12 protein-coding genes and 1 pseudogene are annotated in these 12,960 nt (G+C 67.4%); 6 read left to right on the top strand and 7 right to left on the bottom strand.

From position 1 onward, the window contains the following. Nucleotides 1–185 precede the first annotated feature (185 nt). The gene (locus NP4_RS26375) at nt 186–869 is read left to right on the top strand and encodes a helix-hairpin-helix domain-containing protein (protein ID WP_218023990.1); all 684 of its coding nucleotides are present in this window, start codon (nt 186–188) and stop codon (nt 867–869) included. 704 nt (nt 870–1,573) lie between these two features. Then, entirely contained in the window at nt 1,574–2,791 is a 1,218-nt protein-coding gene (locus tag NP4_RS26370) for a ComEC/Rec2 family competence protein (RefSeq protein WP_245998344.1), read from the top strand. Nucleotides 2,792–2,822: 31 nt separating this feature from the next. On the opposite strand, the gene NP4_RS26365 is transcribed toward NP4_RS26370, so the two are convergent. The 5 genes from NP4_RS26365 to NP4_RS26345 all read right to left on the bottom strand — a co-directional run bounded on the left by NP4_RS26365 (nt 2,823) and on the right by NP4_RS26345 (nt 6,459). Then, a complete protein-coding gene (locus NP4_RS26365; protein ID WP_068003240.1) occupies nt 2,823–3,902 on the bottom strand; it encodes a DmpA family aminopeptidase in 1,080 nt (359 codons plus the stop codon). 54 nt (nt 3,903–3,956) lie between these two features. Further along, on the bottom strand, nt 3,957–4,202 hold the full coding sequence (locus NP4_RS26360) for a hypothetical protein (protein ID WP_068003238.1): 246 nt from the start codon (nt 4,200–4,202) through the stop codon (nt 3,957–3,959). Next, on the bottom strand, nt 4,203–4,871 hold the full coding sequence (locus NP4_RS26355) for a TNT domain-containing protein (protein WP_169813813.1): 669 nt from the start codon (nt 4,869–4,871) through the stop codon (nt 4,203–4,205). Between the two features lie 240 nt (nt 4,872–5,111). After that, nucleotides 5,112–6,104, bottom strand: a complete 993-nt coding sequence (locus NP4_RS26350; RefSeq protein WP_068003233.1) for an NAD-dependent epimerase/dehydratase family protein — start codon at nt 6,102–6,104, stop codon at nt 5,112–5,114. A gap of 121 nt (nt 6,105–6,225) precedes the next feature. After that, entirely contained in the window at nt 6,226–6,459 is a 234-nt protein-coding gene (locus tag NP4_RS26345; protein ID WP_068003229.1) for a hypothetical protein, read from the bottom strand. Between the two features lie 387 nt (nt 6,460–6,846). Between NP4_RS26345 and holA the strand changes: the two genes are divergently transcribed. Next, nucleotides 6,847–7,824, top strand: a complete 978-nt coding sequence (holA, locus tag NP4_RS26340) for a DNA polymerase III subunit delta (RefSeq protein WP_082876243.1) — start codon at nt 6,847–6,849, stop codon at nt 7,822–7,824. A gap of 5 nt (nt 7,825–7,829) precedes the next feature. Next, complete coding sequence (locus tag NP4_RS26335) at nt 7,830–8,279, top strand: ATP-binding protein (protein ID WP_373863871.1); 450 nt, start codon at nt 7,830–7,832, stop codon at nt 8,277–8,279. Nucleotides 8,280–8,365: 86 nt separating this feature from the next. Here NP4_RS26335 and rpsT read toward each other — a convergent pair whose 3' ends face one another. Both rpsT and NP4_RS26325 read right to left on the bottom strand, forming a co-directional pair. Then, nucleotides 8,366–8,623: a 30S ribosomal protein S20 gene (gene rpsT / locus NP4_RS26330; protein ID WP_068003223.1), complete on the bottom strand. Its 258-nt coding sequence runs from the start codon at nt 8,621–8,623 to the stop codon at nt 8,366–8,368. Between the two features lie 371 nt (nt 8,624–8,994). After that, a complete protein-coding gene (locus NP4_RS26325) occupies nt 8,995–9,534 on the bottom strand; it encodes a type II toxin-antitoxin system PemK/MazF family toxin (protein ID WP_068003249.1) in 540 nt (179 codons plus the stop codon). A 199-nt stretch (nt 9,535–9,733) separates the two neighbouring features. On the opposite strand from NP4_RS26325, the gene lepA reads away from it, so the two are divergent. Further along, the gene (lepA, locus tag NP4_RS26320; protein ID WP_068003220.1) at nt 9,734–11,581 is read left to right on the top strand and encodes a translation elongation factor 4; all 1,848 of its coding nucleotides are present in this window, start codon (nt 9,734–9,736) and stop codon (nt 11,579–11,581) included. 212 nt (nt 11,582–11,793) lie between these two features. Next, a pseudogene (locus NP4_RS26315) lies at nt 11,794–12,960 on the top strand (hypothetical protein); the annotation flags it as partial.

Raw genomic sequence — 12,960 nt, 5'->3', positions numbered from 1 at the left:
CGGGGGCGGTCCGTCGCGGGCGTGGGGACCGTGGGGGATTCGAGGAACGCTTCGATGAGGGGCGGGCAGTCCCCGGTGGACGTTGGGACCGTGGGGGATTCGGCGGACACGATGGCGAGGGACCACCGACGCCCCAATGGTTGAGCGAACCTGCCGGGGGCGTCTCGGTATGGCACGAGCGGCTTGTGCCTGAGCGCTTTCGCGGAACTCGCTGGGACCCGGGTCGACGCGGGGTGCTGGTACTGCTCGCGGTCGGGGTCGCGGCGGTGGTGTTCGCCGCCGCGGCGGCGCAGCGCGAACGTCCTGCCGTCCACGCGGTTCCACCTCTGTCTGCCGCGCGAAGCGTCGAAACCACCGCCCTATCACCGAGCGCCACAACGGCCGAACCGATTCCGCCCGCACCACCCGCCGACCTCGTGGTGAGCATCGTCGGACTGGTCGAACGTCCGGGCCTGCTACACCTTCCCCCGGGTTCTCGAGTGGCCGACGCGGTATCGCTGGCCGTCGCCCGTGAGGGAGCCGACCTCGCAACCCTCAACCTCGCCCAACGCCTGACCGACGGCGACCAGGTAATAGTCGGCGCCCACACCCCCACTCCCGGCCCACCCCAACTCGGCAGCGCAATCATCCCCGCGGGCCAACTCACCCCCGCCACCCGCACGTCCCCCACACCCCAACCCAAGATAAACCTCAACACCGCAACAGAATCCGACCTCGACACCCTCCCCGGCATCGGCCCCACCATGGCCCGAGCCATCCTCACCTGGCGCGCCGACCACGGCCACTTCACCACCCTCGACCAACTCTCGGAAATCCCCGGCATCGGCCCGACCCGAGCCGCCCGCCTACGCCCCCTGGTGACGCTGTGAGGCGCGGGCCGTTCGGGGAGCGAGAAGCAACTCGCAGGGAACCATGGCAGCTCCACGGCCATGAGAGGTCGGCCACAACAAGTGCGGTGCGGCCCACCAGCCGTAACAGTCGCTCGAATGCTTCCTCCGAACAACAGCCCCCCGTACTCGAAAAGCAAAGGGCCACAGCTGAACCGCCAACACAGCCCCAACCACTGGATCTGCGCCTACTCCCCGCCGCGATCGTGTCCTGGGCGGCAACGATTGCCGCGATCTCCGGCGGATGGCAGGTCGGCCTCAGCCTCGGCGTCCTGCTCCTCATAGTGGGTATCGCATTGGGCTGCACGTTGTTTCGATCCAGACGATGGGACAACTCGCGCGTGAGACTGGTGGAAACGGACCGCGGTGTGGTTGGGCCGGAGCGTGTGCGGACGGGCTTTTCGCAGGCTGGTTCGGGCCGCGGAGTGGTAGGGCCCGGATCTGTGCGGGCGGGTCGCGCTCGGGTGGGATCGGCGGCGGGGCGCGGGCTGGCGCGGCCGGGGTTGCGAAGGTGCGGGTCTTCGCGGGCGGTGGCGTCGGTTTTGGCTGCGGCGGCTTTGGCTGGGGCCGGGTTTGCGGTGGCTGCGGCATGGCAGGGGTATCGGGTGGAGGGACATCCATTGCGGATGGTGGGGGAGGGGAGCGGGGGAACGTTTGTGGTGGTGGCTTCCGATGATCCGAAGCCGATGCGTAGTAAGGCGTTCGGGGGCAAAAGGTGGATGGTGGGCGGTGAGTTGCGGGAGTTTCGGCAGGGAGAGAGTGTGGTGCGGGCGGGTGGGGCGGTGCTCGTATTGGTGCCGGAGCAGGGGTGGGCGGGGGTGTTGCCCGGGCAGGAGATTCGGTTTCGGGGGCGAGTGGATCGGCCCTGGCGGCGGGATTTGACCGTTGCCGTATTGCGGGCGCAGGGCGCGCCGATCGCCCTCGGGGAGGTGTCGTGGTGGCAGCGCGCGGCGGGGTCGGTGCGGGCTCATCTGGCCGAGGCGGCGAGTCGCGCGTTGCCGCCGGATGCGGCGGGGCTGCTGCCGGGCATGGTCGACGGCGATGTGTCCGGCCTGCCCGAGCGGGTGCGCGAGAATTTCGTGGAGACCGATTTGGCGCACCTCCTTGCCGTCTCGGGCACCAACGTGTCGATAGTGCTTGCCGCGGTGCTGGTTTCGACCCGGGCGTGCACGATCGATCTGCGCGTCGGGGCGGCGCTGGCCGCCCTCGCCCTACTGGCGTTCGTGATCGTCGCGCGGCCGTCACCCAGTGTGCTGCGGGCGGCGGCAATGGGGGCCGTCGCGATCTGCGCACTGATCACCGGCCGCCGCAAACAGGCGATGCCCGCGCTGTGCACCGCGACCATCGCACTGCTGGCCTACTCACCACGTCTGGCGCTCGATGCGGGCTTCGCCCTGTCGGTCCTGGCCACGGCCGGACTCGTCCTGCTGGCTCCGGACTGGTCGCGGCGACTGCGGGAACGCGGCTGTCCGCGCGTTGTCGCCGAAGCGCTTTCGGTCGCCCTGGCGGCCTTCACCCTGACCGCTCCGGTGATCGTCGGCCTGTCCGGCCACCTCAGCCCGCTGGCGATCCTCGCCAACGTCCTGGTGGAACCGGTCGTCGCCCCGATCACCATCCTGGGCGCGGTCGCCGCCGTCGTGTCGTGCGTATGGATGCCCGCGGCGGTTCTGCTACTGCGATTGACCGGTCCGCCGCTGAACTGGATGCTCACAGTCGCCGAACATGGTGCGGCACTGGATGTTTCCCTGGTCGTGCCCAGCGGAAACGCCGGAGCCGCACTGGCGACCGCATTCGTCGCCCTGATCATCGGCATCGACCGGCTCGCCCGTCGGAAAGCCATGCCTGCGGAGGTGAAAAATGCTGATTCGCAACGTGTTCGAGGCAATCGATCGATCGATTCATAGGCTCGCAATGGTTCGACGAGCGATCCCGCGATCACCCGGCGCGGGTGATCATCTCGACGAGCCGGTCCACCGGAATCCCGGAGATGCGCCGCCCGTCGCGGCCGACCATCGTGCGCCCGGCGACGAGCGCGTTGAGGACGGCCTCCTCGGTGGCCTCCACGACCGCGCTGTGGAACGGATCGATGCGATTCCACGGAATGAATCGCAAGTGGTCATAGCCCGGCTCACCCTTCGGGAACCCCGCCGCGAGCGAGCCCTTGTTGGCCGTGGAAAACGCCAGAAAGATATCGCCGGAGAAGATCGAACCCGCGGTCCCGGTCCGGGCCAGCCCCAGTGGGACGCGGCGGGCCAAGGCGGTGCACTGGCCGGGCAGCAGCGGGGCGTCGGTGGCGACGATCACGATCACCGACCCCGCACCCGGCGGAATGTCGGCGCGCCGCTCGGAATTCGGATCGCCCTTGGGCAGCTGCCGACCGACCGGGACGCCGCATACCGTCAGCTCCTCGCGTCCCCCGAAATTGGCCTGTACGAAAACGCCGACGGTATAGGTGGTTTCGCCATAGCTCACCAGACGCGAGGAGGTACCGCTGCCGCCCTTGAACTCGTAGCAGATCATCCCGGTGCCGCCGCCCACCGAACCCTCGGCCACCGGCCCCGGCGCGGCCGCATCGATCGCGGCGACCGCGTGTTCGGATTGAACCCAGGGCCCGTTGATGTCGTTGAGATAGCCGTCGTAGGTCTCGGCGACCACGGGCAGCATCCATTCGGCGCCCACCGCCGGATGGGTCCGCAGCGTCCAGTCGATCACCCCGCGGTGCACCGGACCGACCGCGTGGGTATTCGTGATCATCACCGGCAGACGCAGTGCGCCGGTCTCGGTGATCCACGTGGTGCCGGTCATCTCGCCATTGCCGTTGAGCGAGTACCACCCGGCCGTGCACGGCAGCGGGATCTCCGCTCGAGGTCGCGGCAGAATCGCGGTCACCCCGGTCCGCACCGAGTCGCCGCCGACCAATGTGGTGTACCCGACCTCCACCCCCGGGACGTCGGTGATCGCATTGTCCGGTCCGGTCGTTCCCGTCAACGGCAAACCAAGCTCACGTGCGCGCATACCGACATCCCACCTCCGATCGCGCACTCGCGCCACCGCATCGCGCGGCTGCCGTTACGGCGCCGGTTCACCCGTCATCGTCTGGTACAGCCATGCGGTTGCCTCGGGCTCGGTGGGGAAGTGCTCGCGGACCTCGTAGGTACCGCGTTCGAACATGCCCACGTCCCAGCCGGAGGGCGCGGGCCGGAGGAACCAGAAGTCGGTCGGGACCGGCTCGTGGGAGTGGATGCCGGTGATCTGGAACGATTCCGGTGGGAGGCCGGCCTCTAGCAGTGCGGTGGTGAGTTGCCGGCGATCCATTCACGGCCTTTCTTCGACGAGGTATCCGTTCTGCAGCAGCCAGGTGACGCTCAGCGCCGATCCGGCGTCGGGCAGGTACGCGGGCATGAGTACGAATTGCGTTCCCGCACCCGGTTGTTCGAACCAGGGTGCGATCGGGCCGGCGTCGACGGTGAAGCGCTTGACTACACAGTAGAGGTGATAGTTGCTCTGTGGTGTTCCCTCGGGTGTGTTCAGGTTCTGCGGCGGCAGCGCCCGGGCCGCGAAACGGTCGCCCTGCGGAGCAAGGTATCGCCCACCGGGATAACCGAATCGGTCGATCCGCTGACCGGGCCACAGCTGCTCCTGATGCCGCAGCGGCTTACCCGCGAGGACCACGAAACCGTCGGCGGGGGGATAGATCCAGCCGGATTCGTTGCGGTACTCGGCGACGAACTCGTCCGCCGACAGCCATCCGAAGCGCTGATATCCGAACAGCAGCGGTCCGACCGGTGGCTTCCGCGGGAGGGGTTCGGGGCCCAGATATTGCCGATTCGGGTCGTAGAAGGTGGTTGTCGGCGGCGCGATGTCCGGCGTTCCCGGACGACACGACGACAGGCCCGACTCCGGCTGTGCCTGCGCGGTGAGCGGCGAACCGATCAGCAGGAGTAGTGAGGCAATGAGGCAGGTGAGCAGAGACCGATAACGCACGATACCCCCAAAGTCTTGAAAGTACTTGCGGCCCAGGGCAACGATCGCCGAGACCCAGAGGGTAGCCGCCGCATGCGCGCCGCGTACGCGGTTCGCTCGGACGAGTGCGTGTCAGCGGGCGACATGCCGAATCGGAGGTGCGATAGGGCATTTCATCGAAGTGGTGGCAGCGATCGGCTCAGAAGTGAACGGAGCGTGCGTGTTTGCGGATACCAACCGCTCAGGTCGAACCCGTACCGGTCAAAGTCCGAATCGGCGCAGCAGATCTCGCTCGTCGTCGGCGGACAGACCGGCGCCGCGCGATCGGTGCAGGCCGCGTGCGCATTCGTCCTCCAGCGTCGCGTGCACGGTCTCGGCCAGGGCGCGAATCTTCAGCCCGGCGGCGAAGGCCGGGGCGGGATCATGAGTGACCAGCCCGTCGTGGTCCGCGGGCAGCCACAGCGGCAGCGATCGGGGGCCCGACCACGGGGACACCTGTGCCTCGGCCAGGTCCTTCGGGTCGACCGGTACCAATTCGAGGTCGCTCGCCCCGGCGACATCCGCGATTTCGCGCAGCAGCGCGCCGAGTTCGGTGATCGGCCCGACCGCGTCCTGGGTTCCCGTCAGGCGCGTTTCGGCCGCCGAGACGATCCACGCGGCGAGGTCGCGGACATCGATGTGCTGAATGGGTTGCCTGGTTGCGTCGGGGATGATTGCGCGGCCGCCGCGAGCGAATCGGGCGGGCCAATATCCGAACCGATCCGTGCGGTCCCAGGGGCCGCCGATGAGTCCGGGTCGAACGATGAGGGCGCGGTTGTCGAGTCGCTCGCGAACGGATGTCTCACAGGCCACCTTGATTCCGCCGTAGCGTTCCCCGGAGGTATCGGACTCCATTTGCCGGATGGCTTCTCGCAGCGGCGCGTCGACGGTCTGACCCACGGTCGCGGTATCGGCGTAAGCGCTCACGCTCGATACGAATATCCAATGCGGCGCTCGATCCGCCAACGCGTCCAATGCCGCGAGAACCTGACCCAGCGCGGCTCTGGCCACATCGATCACGGCATCGAATCGCTCCTGCGCCAACGCCGCGAGCGCGTCCGGTCGATCCCGATCCACGACCACGAGCCGGGCGCCGACCGGCACCGAACCGGACCGCCCGCGAGCCGCGCAGATCACCTCGTGGCCGCGTGTCACCGCCTCGTGGGCAATCCAGCGGGACAGAAACGAGGTGCCACCGAGAACGAGGATGCGCATGGCCCATGCTGACAACCGATTGCCGTCGGTGGGGGTGAGTTCGCCGGTGGCGAAAGCGATTCCGGCTCGCGAACCGCGGACCGGTCCGCGCGATGTGCGGGGACCGGCCGTGGTGATCGCGTCAGTTCGCGGGCGCGCCCTTACCGCTGCCCGAGGACAGCAGCTTGGTCAGGGCGGCGATCGCCTGGGACGAGCCGGTCCCGTTCGGGTCGGGCTCACCGGGGGCCACGATCTGCTGCGCCTCGACGCCGCTGTCCGGCGTGAGCGCGACATTCGCGGAGGCCAGGCCCGCGCCCGCCATCAGGACGCCGCCGGCAGCGGCGGCCGCGAGCACGAACGTACCCAGCTTTTTCATTCGAATCCATCCTCTTCCAAAGAAACTCGACAGAGCTGGTGGAATGTGTCCTCCACCGGAATCGGTTCTATCAGAGGAATCTCGGCGGCGAACCCATCATTTCCGGTGGTGAAAAGCTTTGGGTAGCCGAAGGATAACTGTCGTTTGGGAATGTTCGCTCTATTCCGCCGACACCGCGATTCTCGGAGCTGACCGAAATCGGTTGCGTATGCGCTACAGTAGATTTCGGAAGACCCGAAAGCCGGGGGCGTGGCCGCGGTATCGGGCTATCCGGCGGTAATGCTGAGATAACATCATGTCCGGAATGCGTAACAACGATGTGGTCGTTTCGATCAGTCGACCTTCCCGGAGCCGGAGTTGTCGGTGCCGCCCCGTAGGATCGACGCCGTGACCGAACGTCCCGCACCCGTACACCTCGTACTCGGCGAGGAGGAGTTGCTCGTCGAGCGCGCGGTCGCCTCGATCGTCGCCCAGGCTCGATCCGGCGCACCGGATCCGGACGCGCTGCCGGTCGACCGGATGCGCGCGGGCGACGCGAGCACCGCCGAACTGGCCGAACTGCTCAGCCCGTCCCTGTTCGCCGAGGATCGGGTGATCGTTTTGGAATCGGCCGCGGAGGCCGGTAAGGACGCGGTCGCGGTCATCACCGACGCGGCCACCGATCCGCCCGAGGGCGTGGTCCTGGTCATCCTGCATTCCGGTGGCGGACGCGCCAAGGCGCTGGCTCCGACACTGCAGAAGGCCGGTGCGGTGGTACACGACTGCGCCAAGATCGCCAAGGCCGGTGAGCGAATCGAATTCGTGCGCAACGAATTCCGGGCGGCCGGGCTGCGGGTGGGCGGCGAGGTCGTGCAGACGATGATCGAGGCCATCGGTTCGGATCTGCGGGAATTGGCGGCGGCCTGTTCACAGTTGGCGGCCGATACCGGCGGCAAGGTCGATGTCGCGGCCGTGCGGCGCTACTACTCGGGTAAGGCCGAGGTCAGCGGATTCGATGTGGCCGAACTGGCCGTGGCCGGCGATCGTCCGGCCGCTATGGAGGCGTTGCGCTGGGCCACCGATCGTGGCGTGCCGGCGGTGCTGCTCGCCGACGCCCTGGCCGATTCGGTTCACACCATCGCCCGGGTGGGTTCGGCCGGGCGCGGTGATCCGTTCAAACTCGCCTCTCAGCTCGGCATGCCGCCGTGGAAGGTGAAGAAGGCGCAATCGCAGGCGCGCGGCTGGACCGCGGCCACGATCGGCAGTGCGCTGCAGGTCGTCGCGGCGCTCAATGCCGATGTCAAAGGCGGTGCGGCGGATACGAATTACGCGTTGGAGAACGCCCTGTCCCGCATCCTCGATCTGCACGCCGCCCAGCAGTCGTGAAGCGCGTGCTCGTGACCGGGATGTCCGGGACGGGGAAGTCGGCGCTGTTGGCGGAGCTCGCCGGGCGCGGATATCGCTGTGTGGACACCGATTACGGGGACTATCACGAGGATGTCGACGGTGAGTGGGTGTGGCGGGAGGACCGCATCCGGGCGCTGCTGAGCGAGGAGACCGGCGAGGAAGTGCTGTTCGTGCAGGGGACGACCAGCAATCAGGTTTTGTTCTACGACCGGTTCGATCACATCGTCCTGCTCAGCGCCCCGGCCGATGTACTGATGCGGCGGCTGGCCACGCGGACCACCAATTCCTACGGCAAGGATTCCGCCGAACTCGCCGAAACGCTCGAATATCTGGAATCCGTGGAACCGCTGCTGCGCGAGGTCGCGACGCTCGAGGTGGTCACCACCGTCCCCGTCGCGCGGGTCGCCGATGCGGTGCTCGACCACGTGCACTGACCGCGCATACGACAAAAGCCGCCGTGGTCATCCTCAGCCACGGCGGCATTCGACATACGACGCGGTATCGCTACCGCGAAAGAAAATCAGCCCTTGAGAGCCTTGGCCAGCGCCGACTTCTTGTTGGCGGCCTGGTTGGCGTGGATGACGCCCTTGGAGACGGCCTTGTCCAGCTTGCGGCTCGCGCTGCGCACCAGGGTGGTGGCCTTCTCCGCGTCGGCCGACGCGACGGCCTCGCGGGCCTTCTTGATCGCGGTGCGCAGCTCGGACTTCACCGACTGGTTGCGCTGACGCGCCGCCTCGTTGGTGCGGATCCGCTTCATCTGGGACTTGATGTTGGCCACGCGTGTTCCTCTGATTCCTGTCGTCAGTTGATGTTCATGCCTTGGAAGTCTGTGGGCGCACTACTCGAGGAGTAGCGCCGCGCCGACGGTCGAGACTACCAGCCACCCCGGCCAGGGAAGAAATCGCCCCGGTCGAGCACATGATGTCGAGTGTAGTTCACCCGCTCGTCGCCTCACGACCGAGGGCGAGGTAGCGAACCCCTTCGGCCCACGGGCCGCTACCCGAGGCCACCGCCAAACCGCGCTCGGCCCGTCCGAGCTTGTCGAGTGCGGCGGTGGCCGACGGTAGTTGTCCGGTGATGCCGAGTGCAGCGGCCGTTGTCGTCAGTGGGGTTGTCGCGCGGCGAGGGGCTGCCGCGGTCGAGTGGTGGTCAGTGCCACTGGTATTCGGCGCACAGGCGGTGGGCGATCAGGTCGAAGGTTTTGCGGGGGAGGATGGCGCCCTCGCGGCGGATTCCGGCCTCGGGGACGTCGAGAACTCGGTCCAGGCGGACCCAGCTGGCGCGACCCTCATGATCCCAAGGGCCCGAGCCGATTCCGATCCAGTGCGGATCGTGGGAGCGAATCGGGTTGGACGAGAGCATCAGGCCCAGCAGGGTTTTGCGATCGCGGCCGACCACGAGGACGGGGCGATCCTTGCCATTGGTCGGATCCTCTTCGAAAGGCACCCAGGTCCAGACGATTTCGCCGGGATCGGCGCGACCGTCCAGATGCGGGCAGTACACGACTTGGCGGGCCCGGTGGCGGGTCGGCACCGGAACCGAGGCCGCCGGGCGCACCGAAACCGCCGCTCGCCGCCGCCCCAGCGCGCGCTCCACCAGCTTGGGCGCCTGCCCTCGAACGATTCTGGGCCCCTGCTCCTTGGCGATGGCCCCCAACTGCTTGCCCAGAGAGCTCCACGTGCCGGCCATGATTCGGAGCATAACGGCGTAAGGGGATGTATTCACCCCACCCGACCCGTGACCGGACCGCCCGAGGCCATTGAGAAGAGATCGGGGTTCGGGTGTGGGGGGTATCACACGGATCGGTGGGGTTGGGCCGGTGGAGAGAGGGGGCCGAAGTTCATGGGACGATGGACGGCAGTCCATCGAGCACCTGTGAGGGAGTGGAGTGCCCAGCTTCGCGGATACGACGTTCACCGATCCGTCCCGGATCCGGAACTTCTGCATCATCGCGCATATCGACCACGGCAAGTCGACCCTGGCCGATCGGATGCTGCAACTCACCGGGGTGGTCGAGGAGCGGCAGATGCGCGCGCAGTATCTGGACCGGATGGATATCGAGCGGGAGCGCGGTATCACCATCAAGGCCCAGAACGTGCGGCTGCCGTGGAGCGTGGACGGCACCGACTACGTGCTGCATCTGATCGATACCCCGGGCCACGTCGACTTCACCTATGAGGTTTCGCGGGCGTTGGAGGCCTGTGAGGGCGCGATCCTGCTGGTCGATGCCGCGCAGGGGATCGAAGCGCAGACGCTGGCCAATCTCTATCTGGCGCTGGACAAAGATCTGACGATCATTCCGGTGCTGAACAAGATCGACCTGCCCGCCGCGGATCCGGATCGCTACGCGGCCGAACTCGCCCACATCGTGGGTTGTGAGCCCGAGGACGTGCTGCGCGTATCGGGTAAGACCGGTGTCGGCGTGGCCGAACTGCTCAACGCCGTGATCGAGCAGGTGCCCGCACCGCAGGGCGAGGCCGACGCGCCCGCCCGGGCCATGATCTTCGACTCGGTCTACGACACCTACCGCGGCGTGGTCACCTACGTGCGTGTGGTCGACGGCAAGCTGACCCCGCGCGAGAAGATCAAGATGATGTCCACGGGCGCGACCCATGAACTGCTCGAGATCGGCATCGTCTCCCCGGAGCCCAAACCCACCCAGGGCCTGGGCGTCGGCGAGGTGGGCTATCTCATCACCGGTGTGAAGGATGTGCGCCAGTCGAAGGTCGGTGACACGGTCACCGCCGCCCGCAACGGCGCCACCGAACCGCTGACCGGCTATCGCGAGCCCCGGCCCATGGTCTATTCGGGCCTGTATCCGGTCGACGGCTCGGACTATCCGGATCTGCGCGACGCACTGGACAAGCTGCAGCTCAATGACGCTGCGCTGACCTATGTACCCGAAACCTCGGTGGCGCTCGGCTTCGGATTCCGCTGCGGCTTCCTCGGCCTGCTGCACATGGAGATCACCCGCGAGCGGCTGCAGCGCGAATTCGATCTGGATCTGATCTCCACCGCGCCCAACGTGGTCTACCGGGTGGTCATGGAGGACGGCGCCGAACACGTCGTCACCAACCCGTCGTACTGGCCGGAAGGCAAGCTGCGCGAGATCTACGAGCCGATCGTCAAGTGCACCATCATCTCGCCCAGCGAGTACATCGGCTCGATCATGGAGCTGTGTCAGTCGCGTCGCGGTGAGCTCGGCGGCATGGACTATCTGTCGGAGACGCGCGTGGAGATGCGCTACACGCTGCCGATGGCGGAGATCATCTTCGACTTCTTCGACTCGCTGAAGTCGCGCACCCGCGGCTACGCCAGCCTCGACTACGAGGAGGCCGGTGAGCAGGAGGCCAATCTGGTCAAGGTCGACATCCTGCTGCAGGGTGAGGCCGTCGACGCGTTCTCCGCGATCGTGCACCGCGATGCCGCGCAGGCCTACGGCCGCCGGATGACCGAGAAGCTGCGCGAGCTCATTCCACGCCAGCAGTTCGAGGTGCCGATCCAGGCGGCCATCGGCTCGAAGGTGATCGCGCGCGAGAACATTCGCGCCATCCGCAAGGACGTGCTCGCCAAGTGCTACGGCGGTGACATCAGCCGTAAGCGCAAGCTGCTGGAGAAGCAGAAGGAAGGCAAGAAGCGGATGAAGACGATCGGCCGGGTCGATGTGCCGCAGGAGGCCTTCGTCGCCGCGCTGTCGACCGAATCATCGGCGGACAAGGGTAAGGAACGTAAGTAGGCAATCTGCGCAGGTGACCGGTTCGGTATGCCCGCCGATCTTGGGTCTTCCGTAACGTTTCGCGTGCTGTAAGGGTTGTACAACGTGGAGTGTCCCGGACAACTCCTTACCTGGATGATGTGACAGGCGGGTTTTCCGGAACATATTGTGTTAGCTGATCTCTTCCGTAAGACCCGTTCGGTTCATGCCGAGCACCTGAGAGCGGAGCTTGTATGTCGCGTGACCTGCCCTTCGACGAGGACGATTCGGGCGCGGGCGATCATGCGGGGGATACCGCGTATCACATCGCGACGGGCGTCGCGCGGGTGGCCCGGGCGGGCGCGTATGTGACCGGTGGCGCGTTGATCGCGGCCAACGGCAGCCCCGCGCCCGCCAACGAATCGCACAGCAGCCGCATCACCGGCTGGGCCAGTGCCGATCCGCAGCCGGACGCGCCGAGTCCGGTGGTGTCCTATCCGGATCCGGAGCCCGGTTCGGCGCCGCCGCCGGTGCTGGGCAAGCATGTCCCCGCACCCGTCTCGGCCCCGCTGACCCCGGCGCATCCGGAACCCGCGGCCGGCCCGTTCGGTCTGCCCGAACTCAATGGCACCATGGCCGAGGGAGCCCCGAACCTGGAGATCCCGGCCACCGGGAACGGCGGCCACGGCGATCACTCGCCCGCCATGGGCCTTCCCTCGCTGGACAATTCGACCGGTTCGGACGCCCCGTTCGGCATTCCGGGCGCGGAGCACGGCACGTCCGGATTCGAATTGCCCAGTCTGCCCACGCATCCCGCGCACGGTCCGGGCGGTTTCGATCTGCCGGGCCTGGACGCGCATCCGGCGGCGCTGCCGCTCAATCACGGTCTGGGCCTACCCGGAACCAACGGCCTGAACCTACCCGGAATGAACGGATTGGGTCCCGGCGGTGTGGGTCTGCCCGAATCCGGTGTGCAGGACCACTCCCCGTTCGACGGTGCGGGCGGCGGTCATCCGGGCATGTTCCTGGGCACCGAGATGAAGATCGACGCGCATATCGGGCTCGACGGCGTGTGGTTCACCAGCGAGGCGAAGATCGACTTCGCGGTGGGCGACGTGGGCCATCAGCTCGACGACTACTCCAACTGGCTCGGCTCGGGCATCCATCACATTCCGACCGGCGACGGTTCGCAGGGTGTTCCGGATCTCGTTGCGGGGCTCGGACATCCGGCGACGCCGAATGCCGTCGGCGGTCCGATGGCCGCCGGATCACACGGTCCGCACGGACATGCCGTAGGCGCGCATCCGCACGGTGCCGTCGGCGCGCATCCGCACGGTGCCGTAGGCGCGCATCCGCACGGTGCGTCCGCGCACGGCTCCGCGCCGCTGGGCTCCTCCCCGGGCGCTGCGTCGGGTTCGACC

The organism is Nocardia pseudobrasiliensis NBRC 108224 (assembly GCF_001613105.1).
Taxonomy (GTDB): domain Bacteria; phylum Actinomycetota; class Actinomycetes; order Mycobacteriales; family Mycobacteriaceae; genus Nocardia; species Nocardia pseudobrasiliensis.
The sequence above is the reverse complement of the archived record's forward strand: the minus strand, read 5'-3'. Positions and strand labels throughout refer to the sequence as shown.

What these genes read in the sequence shown, in the direction of transcription:
- NP4_RS26370 (WP_245998344.1), top strand. Translation starts at nt 1,574, where the DNA reads ATGCGTAGTAAGGCGTTCGGGGGCAAAAGGTGGATGGTGGGCGGTGAG.
- NP4_RS26365 (WP_068003240.1), bottom strand. Translation starts at nt 3,902, where the DNA reads ATGCGCGCACGTGAGCTTGGTTTGCCGTTGACGGGAACGACCGGACCG.
- NP4_RS26360 (WP_068003238.1), bottom strand. Translation starts at nt 4,202, where the DNA reads ATGGATCGCCGGCAACTCACCACCGCACTGCTAGAGGCCGGCCTCCCA.
- NP4_RS26350 (WP_068003233.1), bottom strand. Translation starts at nt 6,104, where the DNA reads ATGCGCATCCTCGTTCTCGGTGGCACCTCGTTTCTGTCCCGCTGGATT.
- NP4_RS26345 (WP_068003229.1), bottom strand. Translation starts at nt 6,459, where the DNA reads ATGAAAAAGCTGGGTACGTTCGTGCTCGCGGCCGCCGCTGCCGGCGGC.
- NP4_RS26325 (WP_068003249.1), bottom strand. Translation starts at nt 9,534, where the DNA reads ATGGCCGGCACGTGGAGCTCTCTGGGCAAGCAGTTGGGGGCCATCGCC.